The organism is Mesorhizobium sp. W050, assembly GCF_054719535.1.
Genome location: NZ_JBTTIH010000001.1, coordinates 5,695,705 through 5,718,572, shown reverse-complemented (window position 1 = coordinate 5,718,572; position 22,868 = coordinate 5,695,705). Strand labels below are relative to the sequence as shown.

Annotated in this window: 23 protein-coding genes; 4 read left to right on the top strand and 19 right to left on the bottom strand. The window is 62.5% G+C overall.

The window, feature by feature from the left end; all coding sequences use genetic code 11:
* Positions 1-119 precede the first annotated feature (119 nt).
* The 3 genes from ACYG9Y_RS27650 to glmM all read right to left on the bottom strand — a co-directional run bounded on the left by ACYG9Y_RS27650 (position 120) and on the right by glmM (position 3,539).
* A complete protein-coding gene (locus tag ACYG9Y_RS27650; RefSeq protein ID WP_023737854.1) occupies positions 120-890 on the bottom strand; it encodes an outer membrane protein in 771 nt (256 codons plus the stop codon).
* Between the two features lie 229 nt (positions 891-1,119).
* Positions 1,120-1,935, bottom strand: coding sequence for an outer membrane protein (locus tag ACYG9Y_RS27645; RefSeq protein WP_023684191.1), 816 nt, complete (start codon positions 1,933-1,935; stop codon positions 1,120-1,122).
* 251 nt (positions 1,936-2,186) lie between these two features.
* Positions 2,187-3,539, bottom strand: a complete 1,353-nt coding sequence (glmM, locus tag ACYG9Y_RS27640; RefSeq protein ID WP_023673591.1) for a phosphoglucosamine mutase — start codon at positions 3,537-3,539, stop codon at positions 2,187-2,189.
* Between the two features lie 347 nt (positions 3,540-3,886).
* Here glmM and ACYG9Y_RS27635 point away from each other — a divergent pair, with 347 nt between their 5' ends.
* Positions 3,887-4,888: a hypothetical protein gene (locus tag ACYG9Y_RS27635; RefSeq protein ID WP_023737855.1), complete on the top strand. Its 1,002-nt coding sequence runs from the start codon at positions 3,887-3,889 to the stop codon at positions 4,886-4,888.
* 238 nt (positions 4,889-5,126) lie between these two features.
* Complete coding sequence (locus ACYG9Y_RS27630; RefSeq protein WP_023688968.1) at positions 5,127-5,579, top strand: hypothetical protein; 453 nt, start codon at positions 5,127-5,129, stop codon at positions 5,577-5,579.
* A 73-nt stretch (positions 5,580-5,652) separates the two neighbouring features.
* Here the strand turns inward: ACYG9Y_RS27630 and ACYG9Y_RS27625 are convergent, their stop codons facing one another.
* Both ACYG9Y_RS27625 and ACYG9Y_RS27620 read right to left on the bottom strand, forming a co-directional pair.
* Positions 5,653-6,528: an NAD(P)-dependent oxidoreductase gene (locus ACYG9Y_RS27625; RefSeq protein ID WP_023737856.1), complete on the bottom strand. Its 876-nt coding sequence runs from the start codon at positions 6,526-6,528 to the stop codon at positions 5,653-5,655.
* A gap of 28 nt (positions 6,529-6,556) precedes the next feature.
* Positions 6,557-7,321 carry an SDR family oxidoreductase gene (locus tag ACYG9Y_RS27620; RefSeq protein ID WP_023737857.1) on the bottom strand — a complete coding sequence of 255 codons (765 nt, stop codon included), beginning with the start codon at positions 7,319-7,321 and terminating at the stop codon, positions 6,557-6,559.
* Positions 7,322-7,505: 184 nt separating this feature from the next.
* Between ACYG9Y_RS27620 and ACYG9Y_RS27615 the strand changes: the two genes are divergently transcribed.
* Complete coding sequence (locus ACYG9Y_RS27615; protein ID WP_023688965.1) at positions 7,506-7,874, top strand: winged helix-turn-helix transcriptional regulator; 369 nt, start codon at positions 7,506-7,508, stop codon at positions 7,872-7,874.
* Positions 7,875-7,940: 66 nt separating this feature from the next.
* Here the strand turns inward: ACYG9Y_RS27615 and ftsH are convergent, their stop codons facing one another.
* From ftsH to ybgC, 9 genes are all read right to left on the bottom strand, one after another.
* The gene (ftsH, locus tag ACYG9Y_RS27610) at positions 7,941-9,866 is read right to left on the bottom strand and encodes an ATP-dependent zinc metalloprotease FtsH (protein ID WP_023684183.1); all 1,926 of its coding nucleotides are present in this window, start codon (positions 9,864-9,866) and stop codon (positions 7,941-7,943) included.
* A gap of 103 nt (positions 9,867-9,969) precedes the next feature.
* On the bottom strand, positions 9,970-11,376 hold the full coding sequence (gene tilS, locus ACYG9Y_RS27605) for a tRNA lysidine(34) synthetase TilS (protein ID WP_460223144.1): 1,407 nt from the start codon (positions 11,374-11,376) through the stop codon (positions 9,970-9,972).
* 51 nt (positions 11,377-11,427) lie between these two features.
* Positions 11,428-12,510 (bottom strand): tol-pal system protein YbgF, encoded by a 1,083-nt coding sequence (gene ybgF / locus ACYG9Y_RS27600; RefSeq protein WP_023737859.1) that lies wholly within the window; start codon positions 12,508-12,510, stop codon positions 11,428-11,430.
* Positions 12,511-12,723: 213 nt separating this feature from the next.
* Positions 12,724-13,230, bottom strand: coding sequence for a peptidoglycan-associated lipoprotein Pal (pal, locus tag ACYG9Y_RS27595; protein WP_023684182.1), 507 nt, complete (start codon positions 13,228-13,230; stop codon positions 12,724-12,726).
* Positions 13,231-13,479: 249 nt separating this feature from the next.
* Complete coding sequence (tolB, locus tag ACYG9Y_RS27590; protein WP_023737860.1) at positions 13,480-14,784, bottom strand: Tol-Pal system beta propeller repeat protein TolB; 1,305 nt, start codon at positions 14,782-14,784, stop codon at positions 13,480-13,482.
* A 40-nt stretch (positions 14,785-14,824) separates the two neighbouring features.
* A complete protein-coding gene (locus tag ACYG9Y_RS27585; RefSeq protein WP_023737861.1) occupies positions 14,825-15,982 on the bottom strand; it encodes an energy transducer TonB family protein in 1,158 nt (385 codons plus the stop codon).
* Positions 15,983-15,989: 7 nt separating this feature from the next.
* On the bottom strand, positions 15,990-16,442 hold the full coding sequence (tolR, locus tag ACYG9Y_RS27580; RefSeq protein WP_023673843.1) for a protein TolR: 453 nt from the start codon (positions 16,440-16,442) through the stop codon (positions 15,990-15,992).
* A gap of 9 nt (positions 16,443-16,451) precedes the next feature.
* Positions 16,452-17,162 (bottom strand): protein TolQ, encoded by a 711-nt coding sequence (gene tolQ, locus ACYG9Y_RS27575; protein WP_023673844.1) that lies wholly within the window; start codon positions 17,160-17,162, stop codon positions 16,452-16,454.
* A gap of 311 nt (positions 17,163-17,473) precedes the next feature.
* The gene (gene ybgC / locus ACYG9Y_RS27570; RefSeq protein WP_460223143.1) at positions 17,474-17,944 is read right to left on the bottom strand and encodes a tol-pal system-associated acyl-CoA thioesterase; all 471 of its coding nucleotides are present in this window, start codon (positions 17,942-17,944) and stop codon (positions 17,474-17,476) included.
* Between the two features lie 65 nt (positions 17,945-18,009).
* On the opposite strand from ybgC, the gene ACYG9Y_RS27565 reads away from it, so the two are divergent.
* A complete protein-coding gene (locus tag ACYG9Y_RS27565) occupies positions 18,010-19,260 on the top strand; it encodes a glycoside hydrolase family 5 protein (protein WP_023737862.1) in 1,251 nt (416 codons plus the stop codon).
* A gap of 143 nt (positions 19,261-19,403) precedes the next feature.
* Here ACYG9Y_RS27565 and ACYG9Y_RS27560 read toward each other — a convergent pair whose 3' ends face one another.
* The 5 genes from ACYG9Y_RS27560 to ACYG9Y_RS27540 form a co-directional block, all read right to left on the bottom strand.
* Positions 19,404-20,306 (bottom strand): metallophosphoesterase, encoded by a 903-nt coding sequence (locus ACYG9Y_RS27560; protein ID WP_023737863.1) that lies wholly within the window; start codon positions 20,304-20,306, stop codon positions 19,404-19,406.
* Between the two features lie 134 nt (positions 20,307-20,440).
* Positions 20,441-21,478 (bottom strand): Holliday junction branch migration DNA helicase RuvB, encoded by a 1,038-nt coding sequence (gene ruvB, locus ACYG9Y_RS27555; RefSeq protein ID WP_023700287.1) that lies wholly within the window; start codon positions 21,476-21,478, stop codon positions 20,441-20,443.
* Positions 21,479-21,521: 43 nt separating this feature from the next.
* Complete coding sequence (gene ruvA, locus ACYG9Y_RS27550; RefSeq protein WP_023737864.1) at positions 21,522-22,142, bottom strand: Holliday junction branch migration protein RuvA; 621 nt, start codon at positions 22,140-22,142, stop codon at positions 21,522-21,524.
* 28 nt (positions 22,143-22,170) lie between these two features.
* Positions 22,171-22,590, bottom strand: a complete 420-nt coding sequence (locus ACYG9Y_RS27545; RefSeq protein WP_023737865.1) for a type II toxin-antitoxin system VapC family toxin — start codon at positions 22,588-22,590, stop codon at positions 22,171-22,173.
* Positions 22,568-22,837, bottom strand: a complete 270-nt coding sequence (locus ACYG9Y_RS27540; RefSeq protein ID WP_023737866.1) for an AbrB/MazE/SpoVT family DNA-binding domain-containing protein — start codon at positions 22,835-22,837, stop codon at positions 22,568-22,570. Before ACYG9Y_RS27540 ends, ACYG9Y_RS27545 begins: the two co-directional genes overlap by 23 nt.
* Positions 22,838-22,868 lie beyond the last annotated feature (31 nt).

Sequence of the window (22,868 nt, the reverse complement as noted above, 5' to 3'; positions counted from 1 at the left end):
CAAGAGGAAAGTTTTTGTCGCTGGCGGGATACCGGCGATACGGGATCAGCATGTCGTGGGCTAAAACGCAAACAGCGGATCGAAGGGATCCGCCGTTGGGCTTCCGAACAGCAAGCTTCCTACCAGAGGTCGTAGCGCAGGCCGAGCTTGACCTGATGATTGCTGATGCCCTTGCGGATCGGATAGGAGGTCAGGCTCTCGGCCGTGACATATTCGGCATCCGGCGTGGAGAAGTACTGGTAGCCGAGATCTACAGAAACATTCTTGGTCACCTGATAGGCCAGGCCCGCATCCAGCGTGTAGGCGAGGGAATACTGGGTCTTGTTGTCGTTCCGGACGAAATCATCCGTAGGGTCGACATTGTCGGTGAAGTAACTCGCCGACAGCTTGTATTTGCTCCGGACCAGCCCAATGCCGGCGCCGAGGTAGGGCGTGATCCCGACATAAGTGCCGAGATCGACATAGCCATTGACCATGCCCGACAGGGAATAATTTTGCAGCGATGCCGACGCGATGGTCGCACCACCCGGCGGCGGCGTCGCCGAATCGTCAAAGCCGACGCCGATCTTGTTGCCGGGCAGATAGCCAAGATTGACGTCGCCGCGCAGATAGTCGTTGAAGTGGTAGCCGAAGCCGATGCTGGCAAAGGCCGGATCCTGCTTCTCGCTGAAGCTCGCGGGGGCGAAGGTGAAATCCTGATCCTCGTAGCTCTTCTGCGCCAGATAAGAGACGTCGCCGCGCAGATACCAGCCCGAGCCGACCTCGACCGGTTGATAGTCCGGCGCCTGATCGACATAGATCGGCGGATCGTAGTCCGCGGCCTGCGCCGGCGTCAGCGGCACAAGGACGAGTGCGGCGAGCGCCGGCGCTGTCAGCGATTTGAAATTCATGGGTCCCCGGCTCCTGAAATTGGCGCCCGTCATTTTGATCGCAAGCGCCGTTTCACCAAGCATTGTTAACCATAGTGGTTAAGTCAGGGTTAAGGATAACGCGCCGTACCGAATTGATTTCAATTGGGTTTCTTCGGCACACGCGGCCGGTTGAAAACGCGCAAGCATCGGCAAACGAAAACCGCCCGGCAAGACCGGGCGGTTCGCGAATTCCTGGATTTCGAAGCGACTACTTGGTGTAGATCGGCTCCGGCTCTGGAACGTAGGGCTCCGGCGATGTGCAACCATTATTGCCGCCGAACTGATAGCGCAGACCGCCTCGTACCTCATGTGTGTTGATGCCATGGTCGAAGCCGGGCCCGGAACTGCTCACGTCGAAGTCGAACATGCGGCCCCCCTCAATGTGAGAGTAGCGATAGCCGGCATCCAGGATCACCCTGTCGGTAAGGCAATAGGACGCGCCGGCCATGAGCGCGTAGGCAAAGCGCCAATTCTTCGACCCGGGGTTGGTCTCGGTTGTGTTCGGGTCGTGGACGGTATCCCATTTGACGTGCGCGCCGCCGATGCCAGCGCCAACATAAGGCGTGATGCCGTGCCAGGTGCCGATATCGTAATAGGCGTTGGCCAAGAGCAGCAATGCGCTCATTTTCGACACTTCGACCGAGGTCGTAACGCCATCGTTGGTTGATCCGTTGAAGTCCGAAGCGAACCAATAGTCGGCTGTCAGGTCGGTACGGAAATGATCGTTGATCTTGTAGCCAATGCCGGCGCCGAGTGAGAAGCCGCCCTTAAGCTCGCCGGAATCGAAAACATTGCTGCCGGGAGGCGGCCCGTAGGTGATATAGTCGATGCCGCGCAAATCCGATTTATGATAGTCGATGTCGCCGCGGATGTACCAGCCGCCGAAATCGGCCGGCTGCTCGTAGGCGATCGGCGCCGGCGCCTCTTCGACCACCGGCGGCTCCGCCAGATCGGCGGCGAATACTGGCCCGGCCACACCTGCGAACAGCGCGGCAAGGAGGGCCTTTTTTGCTGTATTGAACATGTTTGTCACCCCTGAGAACCGTCGGGAAAGTCCAACTTGCCCGAATGTGATTGACCTCAGTTGTGGATAATGAATTGGAAAAGTTAAAAGGCGTTTAACCCTGTCGATTAACCACGAATTCTCGACATTTTAGCAAACAGTCTCCGCCGGCATAACGCTGGGACCAACCCTGGCCGAAACAAAAAGCCCGCCTGCAGGCGGGCTTGAAGTCTTGAGCCGGCAGTTCGCCCCTGCCGTTGGACGCAGCGCAATCAGGCGGCGCTGCGCGTTTCCGAAATAATGTCGACGATGTCGTTGACCACGGCCTCGACCAGCTGTGGGTCGTCGCCCTCGGCCATGACGCGGATCAGCGGCTCGGTGCCGGAGGGCCGTATGACCAGGCGGCCGGCCTTGCCGAGACGGTTGCGCGCGTCTTCGATCACCGCCTTGACCGTGGCTTCCTCAAGCGGCTTGCCGCCGGCGATGCGGACATTCTTCAACAGCTGCGGCACCGGCTCGAATTTCTTCGACAATTCGCTGACCGGCCGGTTCTGCCGCTTGATGCAGGCCAGCACCTGCAGAGCCGAGACCAGCCCGTCGCCAGTGGTCGAGAAATCGGACAGCACAATGTGGCCCGACTGCTCGCCGCCGACATTCAACCCGTGCGCGCGCATATGTTCCACGACATAGCGGTCGCCGACCTTGGTGCGATGCAGTTGCAGCTTCATGTCGCCAAGGAAGCGTTCGAGGCCGAGATTGGACATCACCGTCGAGACGACGCCGCCGCCGGCCAGTCGCCCGCTCTGGTGCCAGGACTCGGCGATCAGCGCCATGATCTGGTCACCGTCGACGATGGTGCCGTTCTCGTCGACGATGACGACACGGTCGGCATCGCCGTCGAGTGCGATGCCGATATCGGCGCGCACTTCATGCACCTTCTTCTGCAGGCCGGCCGGATGGGTCGAGCCGCATTCCTTGTTGATGTTAAAACCGTTCGGATCGACATTGATGGCAATGACCTCGGCGCCCAGTTCCCAAAGTGCTGCTGGCGCCACCTTGTAGGCCGCGCCGTTGGCGCAATCGACGACGATCCTGAGACCCGACAGCGACATTGAGCGCGGCAGCGTGCGCTTGGCGAATTCGATGTAGCGGTCATGCACGCCGTCGACGCGCTTGGCGCGGCCAAGTCCGTCGGAATCGGCGAGCGCCAGTTCGATATCCTTGTCGAGCATGCTCTCGATGCGCTCCTCGATCTCGTCGGAGAGCTTGTAGCCATCGGGACCGAACAGCTTGATGCCGTTGTCGTAATAGGGATTGTGCGAGGCCGAGATCATGACGCCGATATCGGCACGCAGCGAGCGTACCAGCATGGCGACCGCCGGTGTCGGGATCGGGCCGAGCAGGAACACATCCATGCCGGCCGCGCACAGGCCGGACACCATGGCGTTTTCGATCATGTAGCCGGACAGCCTGGTATCCTTGCCGAGCACGACGCGGTGGCGATGGCTGCCGCGCTGGAACGAGAGGCCGGCGGCCATGCCGACCCGCATCGCGATCTCAGCCGTCATCGGAAACTTGTTGGCGCGCCCGCGAATGCCGTCGGTGCCAAAATAACGTCCTGCCATGCTTGCCAGAATCCCCGTCGGTTTTTCAGCCGGCTCGTAATGCCACAATTGGTCCGAGCCCGACTATCACATTGTGTGATTGTATATTACCAATTCTTAGAAAATCATTGTAGCAGGCTGTTCTGAGCGTTGGGCAACGTACCATGACACGGTGTTGCCGCAATATAGCATTCACACTGGGCGACACCGCGCAGATTGGGCCGGTAAGCCGGACTGTTGGAGTGGGCAGATCGCAATGGATCCATCACCTTATCGGGAGAACGCCGTTTAGCATCTGGCGCAGCCTAGCGTTGAGAGCTATTGATTGACACAGGTACAACCTATGGGCGCAGCAACGGGAGAAACGCATGCTCATCCACCGACTTGCAACTTTGACGGGTCTTGCCGTCGCAACCTTGTTCATGGCGGCGCCCGCCAGCGCGCTGACCATGGCCCAGTGTAGTACCAAGTATAATGCCGCCAAGGACGCCGGCACGCTGAACGGGCAGACCTGGAATCAGTATCGGAAGGCCGAGTGCGGCACCGACGCGGCGGCCACCACCGAGACCGCAAAGCCGGCGGCCAAGAAGGCCGCTGCGGCCAAGACGGACACGACCAAGGCCGCCGCTGCTGATGATGGCGCCAAGAGTCTGACGGCCAAGGAATGCAGCGCTAAGTACCAGGCTGCCAAGGCCGCCGGTACGCTCAATGGCGCAAAGTGGAACGACTTCCGCAAGACCGAATGCGCCGCCGGCGCATCCGCCGCGGCAGAACCGGCCAAGGCCACGACCAAGGCCGCAGCCACAACCGACGATGGCGCCAAGGGCCTGACGGCCAAGGAATGCAGCACCAAATACCAGGCGGCAAAGGCCGCCGGCACGCTGAACGGCGTGAAGTGGAACGACTTCCGCAAGACCGAATGCGCCGCCGGGGCCTCGGCCGCGGCAGCACCCGCCAAGGCAACCACCAAGGCAGCTGCCGACAGCAGCGGCAAGGGCCTGAGCATGGCCGATTGCAGCGCCAAGTACCAGGCTGCCAAGTCTGCCAATACGCTGGGCGGCAAGAAGTGGAACGACTTCCGCAAGGCCGAATGCGGCGCAGGCGCAGATGACGACGACACCGTGCCGGCTCCGAGCGAGGCGACCTATACCAGCGAGCCCGAGAAGCCCTCGGTCAGCGCTCCCAAGGGCGTGAAGTTCCCGGCCGCGATCTCGAAGAAATATGCCGGCGAGACCCCGGCCAAGGGCCGCATGCATACCTGCCTCGAGGTGTATTATGCCAACAAGGACGCCAACACGCTGAATGGCCTGCGCTGGATCCAGAAGGGCGGCGGCTTCTACAGTCTCTGCAATGCCAAGCTGAAGAGCTGATCGCGTAGCCATATTCTCCAGACAGAGGCCCGCGCATCGCAGCATGCGCGGGCCTTTTTGTTGCGCTCGAAGACACCTGGCGTTGCTCGCGTTTACATATCGCGGAAGCTGTCGGCATCATCTATTCGCCCACACTGCCCACCGCAGACTTATGGTTGGCGCAAAGATTCCAATTGAACATATGCAGAACAAATGGTATACAAAAGGACATCGAACTTTTGTCAACCAGGAGGGTCTTATGTCCAGATTGAAATTGGCGGCATTGGCTGTGACGGCATGGATTGCGTGGAGCGTCGCCCCTGCAAGCGCACTGACGATGAAGGAATGCGGCGAGGCCTATCGCACAGCCAAGGAAGGCGGCACTCTGAACGGCATGGATTGGACCGCTTTCCGCACCGAGAAATGCGCGACGTCAGCTGCGGAGAGTGCCAATGCGGATGCGGTCAAAACCGAGCCGCAGTCGCAGAAGGAAACCAGCGCGGCGGTCGCCCCCGCTGTAGCGCCGACGGGCGTGACATTCCCGACCACCCTCGCCGCCGAATTCAAGACCGAGAAGCCCTCGAAGGCGCGGATGAAGACCTGCCTGCAGGGCTACCACGGCAACAAGGACGCGGGTACGTTGAACGGCCTTCGCTGGATCCAGAAGGGCGGCGGCTATTACAGCCTCTGCAACGCCAAGCTGAAGAGCTGATCGACCAGCAGCGTTTGAAGATCGAAGGCCCCCAACCGCAAGGTTGGCGGGCCTTCTCTTGGGTCTTGCCCCGTCAAGCGCCTTGTTTCGAGAGCTGGAGCAGTGCGACCAGTCTTGTAAGATCGGCATTGGCCTGGCCGGCAGCCACCCCGCGCTTCATCAGGCTTTGCATCGGCAAGACGAGTTCGGTGCTGACATCAGCCGACCTGCTGGCATCGATGAGATTGACGTAGGCATCAGCCTGCATGCCCAGGTTGGAAACGACATTGCTGGTGTGATCGCCACTGTCGATCTGTTCCGCCCACTTCGGCAGTAGGCCTTGCATCGACTGAAGCCAGGAGGCCAGCAGCGGCATGAACTCGCCGGCAGGGATTCCTGCTGCGCCCGTCAATGCCAACGCTTGCAGAACGCCCGCGAACATGCCGTACATGCCGGTCAGAAGCGAAATATCATAGAGCGGCGCGAGGCCTGGATCCTCACCGAGATATTTGCTGGTGCCGAGCGCTCCGAGCTGCCCCGAACAGGCATCGAACGCCTGGCGCGAACCGCTGTAGAGAATCAAGGCGTGCGGCCCGCCCACCATCGGCGGCACCGCCATGATGCCGCCGTCGATATAGCTGGCGCCCTGGCTCACCGCCCAACCCGACATCGCCCGCGCCTGCTCGGGCGTGCCGTTGGTGAGATTGACCAATGTGCGGCCCGACAGCGCGTCTCGGCTTGGGCCGAGCACCTCACCAACGGTGTCATAGACAAGCAGGCACGCCACGATCAGTGGACTCGATCTGACGGCTTCCTCGACACTCTTGGCCACAGTGGCGCCCTTGGCTGCCAAAGCCTCAGCCTTTGCCGGAGAACGGTTCCACACCGTCACCGCATGTCCCTGGTTTAGAAAGGCTTCCGCAAGCGCCGTGCCCATGGCGCCGAGACCGATTACTGTTATGTCGCTCATTCTGCTTCTCCTTGGTTTCGTTGCGCGGTTACGCCGGTGTCGGGCTCAGGTCCTGGCCAAGGCCACCGTCCACGGTCAGCCGCGCGCCCGTGGTGAAGGTCGCGTCGAACGCCAGGAACAGCACTGCGCGCGCCACCTCCTCCATCGTGCCGTGGCGCTTCATCGGCGTGACCGCGTCGCCGATCGCCATGAAGGCGGCCCGCTCCTCGGCCGAGGCGTCCGCCACACCCATCGTCGGCGTATCGATGAAACCAGGGCTGACCACATTCACGCGGATGCGGCGCGGCAGAAGCTCGGCGGCCAGGACCTTGGCGAAGGCGCGCAGTGCCGCCTTCGATCCGGAATAGACGCTCATGCCGCCGGTGCCGGATTCGTCGGCGATCGACGAGGTGAAGACTATGGCGCCACCATCCCTGATGAGGGGCAGCAGGCGCTGCGCGGTGAAGAATGCGCCTTTGGTGTTGATGTCGAAGGTGCGATCGTAACTGTCCTCGGTGACCCGCTCCACAGGTTCGAGATTGGCCACCCCGGCATTGACGTGAAGGAAGTCGATCTGGCCAAGCTTCTGCCCCACTTCGGCACCGAGCGTGACGATATCGGCCATGTCTGAGATATCGGACCGCACGACATGAGCTCGCGAAAGCAGCTTGGCTCGCGCGGCCTCGATGTTGCGCTGGTCGCGGCCGGTGACCAGGACCTCGGCGCCGCTTTCGATCAGGGCTTCGGCAACGGCGAGCCCCATGCCGTGCGTCCCGCCGATGACAACGGCCTTCTTGTTTGCGTATCCTGTCATGATCCATCCGTTTTTGACAAAATCCGGCCGCCGACGCCTTTGCAGGTCGAAGCGAGGTACCGATATGACGTTGTGGTGTTCGCCGATGCCGGCGAGCTGGTTTGAAGCTATGGACCGGCTTGGTTTTTCTCAAGTACCGACAAAAATGTAAGCTACCCACCGATTGCTCAGAATTGGATGAAACATGGGAAAGAAACAGCCAGATAGTTGCGGATTGGGGCCGGCGCTGGAGGTCATCAGCGGCAAATGGAAGGCGCTACTGCTCTGGCAGATTCACAAGGCGCCGGCACGATTCGGTGAGCTGAAGCGGCTGGTGCCTGACATCAGCGAAAAGATGCTGATCCAACAGCTGCGCGAAATGGAGGCCGACGGCATCGTCCATCGCGAAATCTTTCCCGAGGTGCCGCCGAGGGTCGAATACTCGATTACCGAATTCGGGATCGAGCTGGACAATGCCCTGATCCCGCTGGCCAGATGGGGCAAGCAACATGCTGGCCGGACTGACGGTGTGCGCCCCGGCAAAGTAAATGCATCCGCATCGCCCGCTGTTTGAGAGACCCTGAACAGCAAAACGCCGCGGATTGAGCCGCGGCGTTTTCTTGCATCAAGTGATGTCAGCTCAGCTCGACGGCTGAGGCTCCATGCCGCCTTCGGGCTCGGGACCCTTCTTGCGGCGGCCGGACTTCGGCACAGCCGAGCCGCGGCTTGTGGGGGTGTCATCCCCCAAATCTCGCGCGGGCTTCTGCCCGGCGATCAGCTGCTTGATCTCTTCGCCCGAAAGCGTCTCGTATTCGAGCAGGCCCTGCGCCAGAGCGATCCATTCCTTCTTCTTCTTGGTCAGAATGGACTTGGCCGTGACATAGGCCTCGTCGATCAGCCGGCGCACTTCGGCGTCGATGATCTGCGCGGTCTCTTCCGAGACGTTCTGCGTGCGCGCCACCGAATGGCCGAGGAAAACCTCTTCCTGGTTGTCGCCATAGGCGACATGGCCGAGCTTGTCGGAGAAGCCCCAGCGCGTGACCATGGCGCGCGCCAGCTTTGTCGCCTGCTCGATGTCCGAGGACGCGCCGGAGGTGATGTTCTCCTTGCCGAACTTGAACTCCTCTGCGACGCGGCCGCCCATCATGATGGCAAGCCGCGAGATCATGTATTTGTAGCTCATCGAATAGCGGTCGCCTTCCGGCAGTTGCATGACCATGCCGAGCGCGCGACCGCGCGGGATGATGGTCGCCTTGTGCAGCGGATCGGCCGACGGCACGTTGAGCGCCAGGATGGCGTGGCCGGCCTCGTGATAGGCCGTGAGTTCCTTTTCGGCCTGGGTCATGGCCGACGAGCGGCGCTCGGCGCCCATCATGATCTTGTCCTTGGCGTCCTCGAACTCCGCCATGGTGACAAGGCGCTTGTTGCGGCGCGCCGCCATCAGAGCGGATTCATTGACCAGGTTCATCAGGTCGGCGCCCGAGAAGCCCGGCGTGCCGCGTGCGATCACCTTGAGGTCGACATTCGGCGCCAGCGGCACGTTGCGCACATGCACCTTGAGGATCTTCTCGCGGCCGACGATGTCGGGGTTCGGCACCACCACCTGGCGGTCGAAACGGCCCGGACGCAGCAGCGCCGGGTCGAGCACGTCGGGCCGGTTGGTGGCGGCGATCAGGATGATGCTCTCGTTGGACTCGAATCCGTCCATCTCGACCAGCAGCTGGTTCAGCGTCTGTTCGCGCTCATCATTGCCACCGCCGAGGCCGGCGCCGCGATGGCGGCCGACAGCGTCGATTTCGTCGATGAAGATGATGCAGGGAGCATTCTTCTTGGCCTGGTCGAACATGTCGCGGACACGGCTTGCGCCGACGCCGACGAACATCTCGACGAAGTCGGAACCCGAAATGGTAAAGAACGGCACATTCGCTTCGCCGGCGACGGAGCGGGCGAGCAGCGTCTTGCCGGTGCCGGGAGGTCCGACCAGAAGCACGCCGCGCGGGATCTTGCCGCCGAGGCGCTGGAACTTCTGCGGATCGCGCAGGAACTCGACGATCTCCTCCAGATCTTCCTTGGCCTCGTCGACGCCGGCGACATCCTGGAAGGTGACGCGGCCATGCGCCTCAGTGAGAAGCTTGGCCTTCGACTTGCCGAAACCCATGGCGCGGCCAGAGCCGGACTGCATCTGGCGCATGAAGAATATCCACACGCCAAGGATCAGGATCATCGGCAGCCACGAGAGGAGCATGCTGATCAACCCGCCCGAGCCGTCGTTCTCAGCGCGCGCATTGATGGTGACGTTCTTGTCCTGCAGCCGCGAGACCAGCTGCGGATCGCCAGGCGAATACGTCTGGAAGCCGTTGGCGTTGTCGCTATAGGTGCCCGTGATGCGGGGTCCAGTGATGACCACCGTCTTGACCCGGCCCGCCGCGACCTCCTGCAGGAACTGCGAGTAGGGAACGTCGGTGGAGGCCCCACGCGTCTGCGGCGTCTGGAACAGATTGAAGAGAGCAATGAGCAGGACCGCTATGATCGCCCAGAGCGCGAGATTGCGATAATTCGGATTCATCAATTGTCCCGTTGGTGCCCGCTGGGACACGCGTCATGAGAGGAAACTTGCGCCTAACATAGGGAGAGCGCCCCCCCTTGCCAAGCATAACAACACGTCTGGGTTAAGCTTTCGCGCCATGATCAACCGGCACTGTGGCGGCCAAAGGGCAAGCCGGGACAGGCGGTGCGCCGATCAACTCGGCGACGGCCTGCGCCAACACCAGATCGAAGCACGGCAGGAAACGGGCAAAGGGGGCAACGGCGGGGCTGACGGCGGCTGCCGGCGCCCACGCTACATCCTCTGCAAAACCACGGCATTCGCCGCCGCGCCACAGCGCCGGTTCCGCAGCCAGGGCGGCGCGCACAAGGCTTGGCGGCGCGCCATCCCCGGCAATCGGCGTTTTGGCGGCGGCAGCGGCGCCAAGCGGCGCGATCAACCATGCACCCGGACTGTCGCCCAATGTGATCGCCCCGGCTTCGATGTCTGGCGTGATCCGCCGGCGACCGTCCCAGAGCAGAGTGCCAGCTGCCGGCGCGGAACGCGGCAGGTCGCGCGATTCACGGCGCAGGAAGATGCCGTTTCGCCTGATATCGACCACCGTCCGCGACAATGTGGCGCAAAGCGGTCCGGCCCGCATTTGCTCGAACAGCGCTTCGCCGCGCGCCTGGTCCGGCAACAAGGCGGTGCCGCCCGTCGCCGCCAGCAGGACACGCAGCGCATAGACCGCGGCTCGCGTGTCGTCAGCTTCGGCAAGACCGGGATCGAGACGGATGAGACCCCTCGCCGGCCGGCTGGCAAATTCACCGATCAGGGCGGCGGCGCGGCGACCGAGTTGTTCGCGCTCGCCGGCGGCCCGCCTGGCCAGGCCGATCGCTTCGGCAAAACGCTGCCCGCTCCGGTCTTCGCCGAGCACGGCGCGGATGCGCGCGCGTTCGAAATTCGTGTCGATGTTGGTCGGATCCTCGACCCAGCCGACATGTTCGCGCTGCAGGAAGGCGCGCAACGCCGCGCGCCGAGCGCCGAGCAGCGGCCGCGCGATCCAGGTCCGCCAGTCATAGAGAGTGGCAGGCGCCATGCCGGCCAGACCTCGGCCTGCAAGCTCTCGCCCATCATTCCGCGCGGCTCGCATCAGGACGGTCTCGGCCTGGTCGTCGGCGGTGTGGCCGGTCACGATCACACCAATGCCTTGCGCCTGCGCTGCCTCGGCCAGGAACCGGTAGCGCGCCTCGCGCGCCGCCGCGGGCAGGCCGGCCGACGGCTTGGTGCCGGACCAGTTGAGCGTCCGGTGCGCGATGCCGCGCTCGGCACAAAGCTTTGCCACGCTGCGCGCTTCGGCTGCTGCTTCCGGACGCAGGCCGTGGTCGATCGTCACCGCCAGCAGCCGGGCTGTCGGGGCGCTGCGGCCGAGGTGAGCCTTGAGGAGAAGAAGGAGGGCGGTCGAGTTGCTGCCGCCGGACACGGCCGCAAGCGCGCCGTTGGTAAAGTCGATCTGCGAAAAATTCGAAAGGTCAGGCTCGGTATCGAGCATCAATGCATGTCGCGCAAAAGTGGTCCCGGTTCTGGGACAACACGGCAAAGACTAGCACGCCGCCAGCGCCCTCTCCTGCTTGACGCGTTCCTTGAGCGCGGCCGAAATATCGGGATAGCGCTTGCCGATCTCGCCGAAGGTGGCGCAGGCGACATCCTTCTGCTTGAGGCCGACCAGCGACACGCCAAGCTTCAGGAGCATGTCAGGCGCCTTCTTGGCCTTCGGATAGTCCTTGCTGGCGGAGAGGAAAACCTCGGCAGCGTCATGATACTTCTGCTGGCCAAGCAGCGATTCGCCAAGCCAGTAATGCGCGTCCGCCGCCTTGGCGTCCTTCGGGAACCGGGCGATGTGGTCGCGAAAACCCTGCTCGGCGGTGCTGTAGTCGCCCGACAGGATGAACTGGTAGGAGTTGCGGTAGATCTCTTCCGGGTTGTTGGTGGCAGGCAGCGCCGCCACCACCGTGCCGTCGGACTTGCCGGTCTTAGCCCCGGTAGCCGGCGCCTCGGCGGCGGGAGCCGCACCTTCCGCCGGCGCCGCTGCCTGCGTGTTACCGCCGGCGTCGATTACATTGCCGTTCTTGTCGACGGTAATGGTGCCGAAGGTCTTGGGCGGCGTGCCGTTGATCACCTTGCCGGGATCGCCGGTCTGCGATTCGACGATGACCTCGCCGACGCTCTGGCCGCCATCCGGCTGCGCGCCGGCATCGGCCGGCGCCTGGTCTGCCGGGGCCTCGGCGACGCCGGTGCCCGCGCCACCGTCCTGCGGCGCGGCCTCCGATTTCTTCTGGGCCGGCGGCTGCCCGCTGGAGCCGCCTTCCAACTGCTGGAAGCGGAACTCGTTGTCTTCCTGCTGCTTGCGCATCTGCTCCTGCATCTGCAGGATCTGGAAGTTGAGTTCCTCGAGCTTGCCGTTCATCTGCCGGAGCTGATCTTCCAGCCCCGCGGCGGCGGTGCCGTCCTGCTGCTGCGCGATCTGTTGCTGCTCCGGCTTCTCCTTCTTGCCGAAAATGCCGAGCGTCGGCAGATGGAAGGAAAAGCCGCTATCCGCGGGTTGTCCGGTGCCGCTCGCAGAAGCCGCGAAGCCTGATACGAGCAGCAGCGCGAGCGTGCCGCTCAAGACCGATCTGAAATGCATGTGCCTCTCGCCGTGAAAATCGTGAGCCTGTTCGCGCCTTCCGATCAAAGTGGGACCGGCACGACGCCCTCGGCTCTTAGCAGGAGGCGAGACTTCGGCCAAATTTTGTTTCCGGGTTTGTTTCCGGGACCGAAAGTGAAAAAGGCGGCCACAAGGCCGCCTTTCGCATGGAGGTGTTGCAATTATGCGACTAAGGCGCCGCCGTCTTGCCTATCAGGAGCCGGCGCCGGAGAGCGTGGTGACCGCGCGGCGATTCTGCGACCAGCAGGAGATGTCGTCGCAGACCGCGACCGGACGTTCCTTGCCGTAGGAAATCGTCTTCAATCGGCTCGCCGAGACGCCCCTGGCGACCAGGAAGTCGCGAGTGGCGGCGGCGCGGCGGGCGCCGAGAGCCAGATTGTATTCACGCGTGCCGCGTTCGTCGGCATGGCCTTCGACGACGATGGCGTACTGCTTGTACTGGTTGAGCCACTGTGCCTGGCGCGACAGCGTCGTCTGCGCATCTGCGCGGATCGCGGTCGAGTCCGTGTCGAAGAAGATGCGGTCGCCAATGTTGACGGTGAAGTCCTGCGCCGAGCCCGGCGTTGCGGCGCCCGCGCCATTGAGACCGAGATCGGCAGCGTTGTTCGGGGTTTTCTTCGAGGCGCAACCGGTGATGGCGAGCATCGCGATCAGGGCGATCATCGCCGGGTTTCTGGTAAGTGCTGCGATACGGCCCATGCCGCCTCTCCTTCGTATTCGAGTGATCGTATTTCGAGTGATTTCGTTGATCACCCAGTAACCACGTTTGGGTTAACCGGCATTCAAGAAATACGGTTAATGTTTGGTTTCGATCGACCGTCCACGACCTTCAAATCCACGGTCACAGTTGGCGCGGACCCTAGGCGGAAATGCGGCCGAAACGCGACTAATGAATGGAAAAGGGGCCAAACGGGCCCCTTTTTAGCAGGTGTGGCAATTCGGCCGAACCTACTCCAGCAGCGGCGACCAGGCGGGATCCGACGCGAAATTCGCGGTCGGGATCGACTGTTCGTTGCGGCCGGTGAGATCGACGGAAACCAGTTTTGGGCCGCCGGCGGAGTCGCGGAAGAACATCAGCACGCGGCCGTTGGGCGCCCAGGTCGGTCCCTCCTGCTGGAAGCCCGAGGAGAGGATGCGCTCGCCCGAACCGTCGGTCTTCATGACGCCGATCTGGAATTCGCCGCCGGTCTGCTTGGTGAAGGCGACGAGGTCGCCGCGCGGCGACCACACCGGCGTCGAATAGACGCCGTCGCCGAACGAAATGCGGGTCTGGCCCGAGCCGTCGGCGCCCATCACATAAATCTGCGCACGGCCGCCACGATCGGAAGTGAATACCACCTTGCTGCCGTCGGGCGAATAAGAGGGCGAGGTGTCGATGGCGGTCGAGTTGGTCAGCCGGGTGGTCGAGCGGCTTCGCAGATCCATGGCGAAGATGTTGGAATTGCCGTCATCGCGCAGCAGGCTCATGATCACCTTCTGGCCGTCGGGCGAGAAGCGCGGCGCAAAGGTCATGCCGGGAAAGTTGCCGACCAGTTCGCGCTGTCCGGTCTCGATCTGCAGCAGATAGACCCGCGGCTGGCCGCTTTCGTACGACATGTAAGTGATTTCCTGCCGGTTCGGCGAGAAACGCGGTGTCAGCACGATCGAGCGGCCGTCCGAGAGATAGCGCACATTGGCGCCGTCCTGGTCCATGATGGCGAGCCGCTTCTTGCGCGCATTCTTGGCGCCGGATTCGTCGATGAAGACGACGCGGGTGTCGAAATAGCCCTTCTCGCCGGTGAGCCTCTCGTAGATCGCATCGGCGATGATGTGGGCGACGCGGCGCTGATTGGCATCATTGGCGAAGAACTGTTCGCCCGACATCTGTTGGCCGGCAAAAGTATCCCACAGTCTGTATTGGGCGCGGATGCGGCCGTCCGCCTCCTTTGCGACACTGCCGGTAACCAGCGCCTGCGCATTGATCACCTTCCAGTCGTCGAAGCGCGGCTGCGCATCCGGATTGGCGATCTTCTCGATGAAGGCGTTCTTGTCTATCGGTGCGAACAGGCCTGAGCGTTTCAGGTCGGCGCTGACGATATCGGAAATCTGGGCGCCAAGCTCACCTTGAAAATCGGTGATTGCGATCGGCAACGGTTCGACATTGCCCTTGTTGACGTTGATCTCGACGAGTGCTCGCGCCGGCAAGGTGGCAACGGCAGTCATGCCCAGCGCCATGGCTGCAATCGTCAGGAGCGGCTTGAGGATAGATTTCATGTCTTCTCGCTTCTCGTAACTGATTTTGTGGATACCAGGCCTAGAGCCCCAGCATCTCCCTGGGGTCGAAAGTGACTCGAACCTGGGCCCAGATATCATGCTTGCCGGCAGGAACTTGCAGGCCAGCCATGTTTGCCTTCTGGACGGCACGTACCGCACTCTCGTCGAATTGGCGGTTTCCGCTCGATTTTTCGACGGTCGGACGGCCTTCGAGCTTGCCGGAGGCATCGAGATTGAACACGATCACGGCGACGAAGTTTTCCGAGCCCTCAACCCCCACCGGAAGGGTCCAGCTATTGCCCAGCTGATCCGACAAAGTGCCCATTTCGGCCTGCGACAGTTTCTGGCCCTGGGTCTTGTCGGCGCCGAGCGACGCCTGCTGCGTCGAGCGCTTGGCGCCGCCGCCAGAAGGCTTCTGCTTGTCGAGCAGAGCAGTGATCTCACCTTCATTGAACTGCTTTTCCTCGGACTTCGGCTTCGACGAGGCTTCCTTGACCGGCTTGTCGGCGTCCTTGCGGTCCGGAGCCTTCGCGCTTTCAGCCTGCGCCGGTTGCGGCTTCGGCCGTGCTTCCGGAGCAGGAGCGGAAGTCGGAAGCTGCGCTTCTTCCAGAGGCTGCTGATCCGATATGGCTTCGGCGACCGCGTCGGGCTTCACGCGTGGCTTCGGCTCTATGGCGGCGGTCGTGTCCGGCTGCGGTGTTGGTGCAGGCTCCTTCACCGGGGTCGGCTTCGGTTCAACCTGTTTCACCGGCTCGGGCTTGACCTCTTCCTTCGGCTGCGGCGTTGGTGCCACCTCCGTCGCCGGCGTCGGCTTCGGCACTTCCTTCGGTTTCGGCGCGTCCTCGGGTTTCGGCTTCTCGGTCGGCGTCGGAGCCGGAGCAGCCGTCGCTGTTTTCTCCACCGGCTTCGGCTTGGGCTCGTCCGTCACCGGCTTGTCGGTATCAACGCTGTTCTCGCCGATCTTCTGTGCATCTGGCACGATGTCGGGACGCTTGGTCGGCATCGGCGCCGGCTTTTCATGCATCACCGCCTTCTTGTCGCCCTGCAGCGTCTGCGCAATGGCTTCCATGGGAACGATGTCGACCGCTATGGACTCGACATCCGTGGACGGCAGCGCGGCCGGCGCCGACAGGGTGAACAGGCCGAAAGCCAGTGCCACCGTATGCAGTATCACCGATGTGGTGAGGCCGGTCTTCATCGTGCGTCTACTGATCCTGTTGCTGCAGTGAAATCAGGCCGATATTCTTGTAGCCGGCGGCCTGGATGAGGGCCATGACCTCCATCGCGGCGCCATAGTTGGTCGCCTTGTCGCCTCGGATGAAGATGCGCTCTTCGTAGCCGGTCTTGGAAATCGCCTGCAGTTTGGCGACCAGCTCTTCCCTTGGGATTTCGGTCTCCTGCAGGAAAATCTTGCCGGCCGCGTCGATCGAAACGGTGATCGGCTGGGTGTCGGCGTTCATAGCCTTGGCCTTAGTCTCCGGCAGGTCGACCGGCACGCCGACCGTCAACATAGGTGCGGCGACCATGAAGATGATCAAGAGCACCAGCATCACGTCGACCATCGGCGTGACGTTGATTTCCGACATCAATGCATGGTGGCGGCCGCGCCGCCTGTGTCCGCGTCCGCCGCGTCCTGCCATGCCAACCGACATACCCATCTTCTTACCTCAGCCCTTAGGCGCTACTTTTTCATCGATTTGGCGCGAGAGTATGGCGGAGAACTCGTCCGAGAACCCTTCCATCCGCACGGCGATCTTGTTCGCGTCGGATGACAGCTTGTTGTAGGCGATAACCGCCGGTATGGCGGCGAGAAGACCGATGGCCGTCGCCAGTAGCGCTTCGGCAATGCCGGGTGCAACAACCGCGAGACTGGTGTTCTTCGAACCGGCAATCGCCTGGAACGAGGTCATGATGCCGATGACGGTGCCGAACAGGCCAATGAAGGGTGCGGCCGAACCAGTGGTAGCGAGAAAGCCGAGACGGCCCTCCAGCTTCTCCATCTCGCGCGTCAACGCCAGGTCCATCGCCTTGTCGATGCGGGTCTGCAGGCCGAGCGGCGATTTGGCCCCCTTCTCGAAGCTCTTCTTCCATTCGCGCATGGCGGCGACGAAGATCGCACCCATGCCCGTGGTCTTGCGGTCGGCAAGCGTGCGATAGAGTTCTTCCAGCGACTGCCCCGACCAGAACACCTGTTCGAAGCGATTGAGCGACAGACGCATGCGGGCATAGCTGACCAGCTTGTCGACGATGATCGCCCAGGTCCAGACCGAGGCGCAGAGCAGACCGATCATGACCAGCTTGACCACCCAGCTGGCCTGTGTGAACAGCGCCCAAATCGACAATTGCGCTGCCGGATCGGCGAGTGCGGTAGTTTCCATGCTTCAGTCCTTAAGATTTTCCGGGCATCGCTGGCGGCTGGCCCATGGGCATCCCTTGTGGTCCGTTCGCGCTTGGCTTCCGGATTAACCCCAAAATGCACCGTTGGCGGCCTTTTCAGGGCAAATATTGGTGAAAGGAAGGCGCGCGGATTCTTCCAATCTTCATCAATCTCTTCATGAACCGTTATGGTTAAGGATGGGTTAGGAATATGGCGCGGCGCATTGCCGCGCCCAGCGACGCCGCTGGCCGTCCATCCACAATCGAATGCGTTGCCGATTGGCCGCTCGTTGCCGGCCGGCAGGCCTGGATATCAGCTTGCTCCTGGTAGAAAGGCCGCGATCCATTCTTTCGGAAAGCGCTTCGGCCGGCCGTTCTCGCCGATGATCGCCGCCTCGACCTTTGCTTCGACCAGAACCTCTGTCCCGCGTTTCAATTGCTGCGCCATGACGATGCGGGCGCCGGAAATATCCTGCGTTGATGTGTCGATGGTCAGGATGTCGTCCATGCGGGCAGGCGAGCGGAAATCTATCTCCATCCGCCGCACCACCCAGACGATCCGTTCGCCGTGCTTGCCTTCGTGAAGTTCTGTGTGGTGGACGCCCGCCAGCCTGAGATAGTCCGAGCGGCCGCGCTCGAAGAATTCGAGATAGCGCGCGTGGTAGACGACGCCGGAAAAATCGGTGTCGGCATAATAGACTCGCGCCATCAGCCGATGGCCGAATTCCGTCAAGGCTCCGGAAAGCCCGCCGGCAAGCGCCGCCGATTTACCATGATCGTCCATCGCGCTTTCCTTTTTGCCCCCGGCGGGGCACCTGTCTTGCCAAAATCACCAGCGCAGCAAACCGGATGGCACTGTTGACGGCGATGATCAAGACCGTGATGGCAGCGCTGCTGGTGCTGGCGGCGTCTGCGCTTCCCGGTCAGGCCGCTAGCTTTTCGATGAAGCGCGGCCTCAACCTCGACCAGTGGACGACCTGGGTCGGGGAAGATAAATGGAACGACCGACAAGCCATCCTGCCCTATCCGGAATGGCGCAAGTTCCTGAACGAGGATGACCTCAAGGCGCTGAAGGCCGCCGGTTTCGACTTTCTGCGCATGCCGGTCGATCCCTCGCCGTTTATGTCGGATCAGACGCTGGCGCTGCGCGACGACCTCTATGCCAGCGTGCGGGACTCGACGCGCATGATCAGCCGGGCCGGTCTGAAAGTGATCGTCGACATGCACCTGATCCCCGCCGGCGGCGGCCGCGAGATCGGCATGGGCCAGGTGATGGACGATCCCGCAACCTTCGACGCCTATGTCGAGGTGATCCGCAGAATGGCGCGCGCGCTGGCCACCGAGGACCCGGCGCAGGTCGCTTTCGAGCCGATGAACGAGCCTATCGTCGACTGCGACAGCGAGGGCACCAGCCTGTGGCCGGAGCGTCAGCAAAAGCTGTTCGCGGCCGCGCGCGCCTCGGCCACCAGGCTGACGCTGATCCTGACCGGCGCCTGTTATTCCAGTGCGGCTTCGCTGGTCAGGATCGACCCAAAGTCGATCCCCGACGACAACATCATCTGGACCTTCCACTCCTACGACCCGTTCCTGCTGACCCACCAGGGCGCGACCTGGGCCGGCGATTTCATCCCTTATGTCACCGGCCTGCCCTATCCGCTGACCGCGGTGCCGCGCGCCGAGCTCGATGCGACGCTGGATGCAATCCGCGCCAAGATAAAAGCCGAGGCGCCATGGACCAGACGGAACGGCCTGCTCGCCTATCTCGATGAACAAGCCGCCAGCATGGACACGGACGAAAAGCTGCTCGGCGTCATGGATGCGCCGTTCGAAAAGGTCGAGGCCTGGGCGAAGGCCAACGCCATCAAGCCGGAAAACATCACGCTGGGCGAGTTCGGCATGATCCGCCAGGAGTATGGCAACCCCTATGTGATGCCGCCCAAATACCGCGCCGCCTATGTCAAAGACATGATCGCGCGCGCCGAGGCGCATGGCTTCTCATGGTCGGTGTGGAGTTTTGGCGGCGCCTTCGGCATCGTCGATGCCTTCAACGGCGAAAAGGCCGAACCCGCCGTGATGGATGCAATCCGCTCGCTCCATTAGCCCTAGGGCATATCGAGATCCAGATCAGGCCGAGTCGGAAATGAGGGCTCCGAGAACCGGAACGGAGCGGACTTTGGTCCGTGACTACGGAAGCGCAGGAACACCTCATTTGCAGGCCGGCATCACCTGAATGCCGGCATGCTCTAACCGAGGTCGATCTGTAGTATTTCCGGCCGCATGCCGAAGCGCACCGGTGCGATGCTGAAGCCGAGCCCGCCTGACACGATCAAATTGCGGTCATTCTCGACGACATGGCCATAGGCGAAACGGTTGCCGAAGCGCGACGGAACCACCGGTGAATAGCCGAACAGCCTGACCTGCCCGCCATGTGTATGGCCCGACAGCGTCAGCGAAACCCGCCCCGGCACTTTCGGGAAAATATCCGGCTCATGCGCGAGCAGGATGACGGGCGCCTGGTCGATGATCTTGGCCAGCGTGCCGTCGAGATCGTCGAGGCCTTCAAATTTGTCGCGGCCTGCGGCCTTGTTCGGTAACAGTGCCAGTTGGTCGGCGAGTCCGGCGATCCAGAAGCCGTATCCATTCTTTTCCAGACGCACAGTGTCATTCTCCAGAACCGAGATGCCGGCTTCCTCCAATGCCTTGCGTGCCACAGTCGGCCCCGCTCCAGCCTGCTGCGCGAAAGGATCGTGCCACCAGTCGTGATTGCCGAGGATCGACAGCACACCAAGCGGCGCCTTCAGTCCTGACAAGGCCGGCGCCCATTCATGGGCCTCCACCCGGTTCGTCACCAGGGACATGCCTGAGATATAGTCGCCGAGGAGTACGATCAGATCGGGCTTCAGCACGTTCGCATCCTCGACGAGCGAAGCGATCCGCTCAGGCGTCATCCAGGGACGGCAGGCGTGAATATCGGCAAGTGCTACAACGCGCAGCTTGAGATCTGCGGGCCAATGCGGCGGCGTCAGCCGGTAGCGCTTCACATGCGTCAACAGCATCGGCTCGATGCCGACCGCATAGGCACTGAGCGAAGCCAGCGAGAGGAACGAACCTCCGGCGAATTTCAGGAACCCGCGTCTGGTGATCACTTTTCTGGCTCCGACCTTGATCGGAGCAGTTCGCGCCGACATTGCGACGCCCGATACAATCGAGGAATGCGCCTTCACGCTGGCAGGTTTGAGGAGATTCTGCACAGAAATCCGTTCCGAAGAACAAATCTCCGTTACTCTTCCTGGAACAGGTTGATCTGCTGCTGTGCCAGATCCTTTGGCGCGTCGAGGCCGAGATGGCGCCAGGCGTTGGCGGTCAGCACGCGGCCGCGTGGCGTGCGTTGGATGAAACCCTGCTGGATCAGATAGGGCTCGATAATGTCCTCGATGGCGTCGCGCGGCTCGGACAGGCCGGCGGCAATGGTCTCGATGCCGACCGGCCCGCCGCCGAAATTGCGCGCGATCATCGAGAGATAGCGGCGGTCGAGCGCGTCGAGGCCGAGCGCGTCGACCTCGAGCCGGGTGAGAGCTTCGTCGGCAATCTGCTTGTCGACGTGGCCGTCGCCGGCGACGGAGGCGAAATCGCGCACGCGGCGCAACAGCCGGCCGGCGATGCGCGGCGTGCCGCGGGCGCGGCGCGCAATCTCAAGCGCGCCGTCGTCGCCGAGCGGCATTTGCAGGATGCGGGCGCCGCGCCGCACGATCTGCTCCAGTTCCTCGACAGAATAGAAATTGAGCCGCACCGGAATGCCGAAACGGTCTCGCAGCGGGTTGGTCAAAAGGCCGAGCCTGGTGGTGGCGGCAACGAGCGTGAAGCGGGCAAGATCGATCTTGACGGAGCGTGCCGCCGGACCTTCGCCGATGATCAGGTCGAGCTGGAAATCCTCCATCGCCGGGTAAAGGATCTCCTCGACTGCCGGATTGAGCCGGTGGATCTCATCGATGAACAGCACATCGCGGTCTTCGAGATTGGTGAGAAGTGCGGCGAGATCGCCGGCCTTGGCGATCACCGGACCTGAGGTCGAGCGGAAATTGACGCCGAGCTCGCGCGCCATGATCTGCGCCAGCGTTGTCTTGCCAAGCCCCGGCGGCCCGACGAACAGCACATGGTCAAGCGCCTCGCTGCGGCCCTTGGCGGCCTCGATGAAGACCTTGAGATTGGCCCGCACCGCGGCCTGGCCGACGAAATCGGCGAGCGTCTGCGGCCTCAAGGTCTGCTCAGCATCCTCGCCGCGCTTTTCCGGGGCAATGAGGCGGGGTGAAAGGCTCATGCGGCCTTCCTCGCACAGGGCAAAGGACCGGACAAGCAATCACTCACCGCGCCAGTTCCTTCAGCCCAAAACGAATGAGCTTCGAGGCATCGGCGTCCTCGCCGGCCGTCTTCAGCGCCGCCGCGACAGCATTGGCTGCTGTGTCGCGCGAATAGCCGAGATTGACCAGCGCCGAGACGGCGTCGGTAATCGGCGCCGGCGCCACGCCTTCGCCGAGCTCCTGCTTAAGGCCGATGGTGCCGGAGGCGGTTCCGGCATAGGCCGGCGCCTTGTTCTTCAACTCGGTGACGATGCGCTCGGCCACCTTCTTGCCGACGCCGGGCGCGCGGCTGACCATGGCGATGTCGCGCAGCGCGATCGCATTGGCGAGGTCTGCCGGCGCCAGCGTCGACAGGATGGCCAGCGCCACCTTGGCGCCGACGCCTTGCACATTGCTCATCAACAGCCGGAACCACTCGCGCTCAAGCACCGACTGGAAACCGTAAAGCCGGATCATGTCCTCGCGCACATAGGTCTCGATGAACAGCACCACCGCCTCGCCGGGCGAAGGCAGCGCGGCCAGCGTGCGCGCCGAGCAATAGGCGACATAACCGACGCCGTGCACATCGACGAGGCAGAAATCCTCGTCGATCTCGTCCAGCGTGCCTTTCAATTTGCCGATCATGCCAGATCTTTCATGGAAGAAGGGGCTTTCATGGGTGTGTTTCCGGAGAGATGATGTCGAGCTCCAGGAAATAGCTGCGGTAGCGAGCAGCGTCGCGGGTCAAGAGGCGGTGCCCGGCAACGGTCGCATGGGCGCCAATGAAGAAATCGGGCAAGGTACGCTCCCGCACGCCGCCTGCCCGGCGGTAGCGCGAATGCGTAACACCGGCAAGAAAAGCCGCGTCCCAAGGCAGAGGCTCGCGACCGATCTCGAGCGTTTCGACTGCCTTTCGAAGCGCCGTCTCCGTCGCGATCAGCGGTGCCAGTTCGGACCAGACAATCGTGTTGACCACCAATGCGCCGTCGCGGCGGCAGGAAACAATCGCCGACGCCGACCATTTTGTATTGGGTCCGGCCGGGCCCCAGACGTCGATGAGGACATTGGTGTCAATCAACGTCGAGATCTTCACGCGGCCCCCTCAACCATTCCATATATTCGTCGGCAGTCATGCCACCCAGATCCAGGGATCCCTCCATCCGGTCAAGCACCTCGCTGAACCTGCGGGCTGCCTCCTCTTCAGACAGATTTTCGGTGACAGCCACAAGACGGGCGCCATCGTCGGTGGCGACAAATTCCACCTCGGAACCAGGCCCGATGCCCAGATGGTCCCTTATCTGCTTGGGTATCGTGACCTGCCCTTTGGTGGTGACACGCATGGTAATACCTCTCAGGTATTACTTACTGCCT

Coding starts and splice junctions, on each gene's coding strand:
- ACYG9Y_RS27650 (WP_023737854.1), bottom strand. CDS start 890: ATGAATTTCAAATCGCTGACAGCGCCGGCGCTCGCCGCACTCGTCCTT.
- ACYG9Y_RS27645 (WP_023684191.1), bottom strand. CDS start 1,935: ATGTTCAATACAGCAAAAAAGGCCCTCCTTGCCGCGCTGTTCGCAGGT.
- glmM (WP_023673591.1), bottom strand. CDS start 3,539: ATGGCAGGACGTTATTTTGGCACCGACGGCATTCGCGGGCGCGCCAAC.
- ACYG9Y_RS27635 (WP_023737855.1), top strand. CDS start 3,887: ATGCTCATCCACCGACTTGCAACTTTGACGGGTCTTGCCGTCGCAACC.
- ACYG9Y_RS27630 (WP_023688968.1), top strand. CDS start 5,127: ATGTCCAGATTGAAATTGGCGGCATTGGCTGTGACGGCATGGATTGCG.
- ACYG9Y_RS27625 (WP_023737856.1), bottom strand. CDS start 6,528: ATGAGCGACATAACAGTAATCGGTCTCGGCGCCATGGGCACGGCGCTT.
- ACYG9Y_RS27620 (WP_023737857.1), bottom strand. CDS start 7,321: ATGACAGGATACGCAAACAAGAAGGCCGTTGTCATCGGCGGGACGCAC.
- ACYG9Y_RS27615 (WP_023688965.1), top strand. CDS start 7,506: ATGGGAAAGAAACAGCCAGATAGTTGCGGATTGGGGCCGGCGCTGGAG.
- ftsH (WP_023684183.1), bottom strand. CDS start 9,866: ATGAATCCGAATTATCGCAATCTCGCGCTCTGGGCGATCATAGCGGTC.
- tilS (WP_460223144.1), bottom strand. CDS start 11,376: ATGCTCGATACCGAGCCTGACCTTTCGAATTTTTCGCAGATCGACTTT.
- ybgF (WP_023737859.1), bottom strand. CDS start 12,510: ATGCATTTCAGATCGGTCTTGAGCGGCACGCTCGCGCTGCTGCTCGTA.
- pal (WP_023684182.1), bottom strand. CDS start 13,230: ATGGGCCGTATCGCAGCACTTACCAGAAACCCGGCGATGATCGCCCTG.
- tolB (WP_023737860.1), bottom strand. CDS start 14,784: ATGAAATCTATCCTCAAGCCGCTCCTGACGATTGCAGCCATGGCGCTG.
- ACYG9Y_RS27585 (WP_023737861.1), bottom strand. CDS start 15,982: ATGAAGACCGGCCTCACCACATCGGTGATACTGCATACGGTGGCACTG.
- tolR (WP_023673843.1), bottom strand. CDS start 16,442: ATGGGTATGTCGGTTGGCATGGCAGGACGCGGCGGACGCGGACACAGG.
- tolQ (WP_023673844.1), bottom strand. CDS start 17,162: ATGGAAACTACCGCACTCGCCGATCCGGCAGCGCAATTGTCGATTTGG.
- ybgC (WP_460223143.1), bottom strand. CDS start 17,944: ATGGACGATCATGGTAAATCGGCGGCGCTTGCCGGCGGGCTTTCCGGA.
- ACYG9Y_RS27565 (WP_023737862.1), top strand. CDS start 18,010: ATGGCACTGTTGACGGCGATGATCAAGACCGTGATGGCAGCGCTGCTG.
- ruvB (WP_023700287.1), bottom strand. CDS start 21,478: ATGAGCCTTTCACCCCGCCTCATTGCCCCGGAAAAGCGCGGCGAGGAT.
- ruvA (WP_023737864.1), bottom strand. CDS start 22,142: ATGATCGGCAAATTGAAAGGCACGCTGGACGAGATCGACGAGGATTTC.
- ACYG9Y_RS27540 (WP_023737866.1), bottom strand. CDS start 22,837: ATGCGTGTCACCACCAAAGGGCAGGTCACGATACCCAAGCAGATAAGG.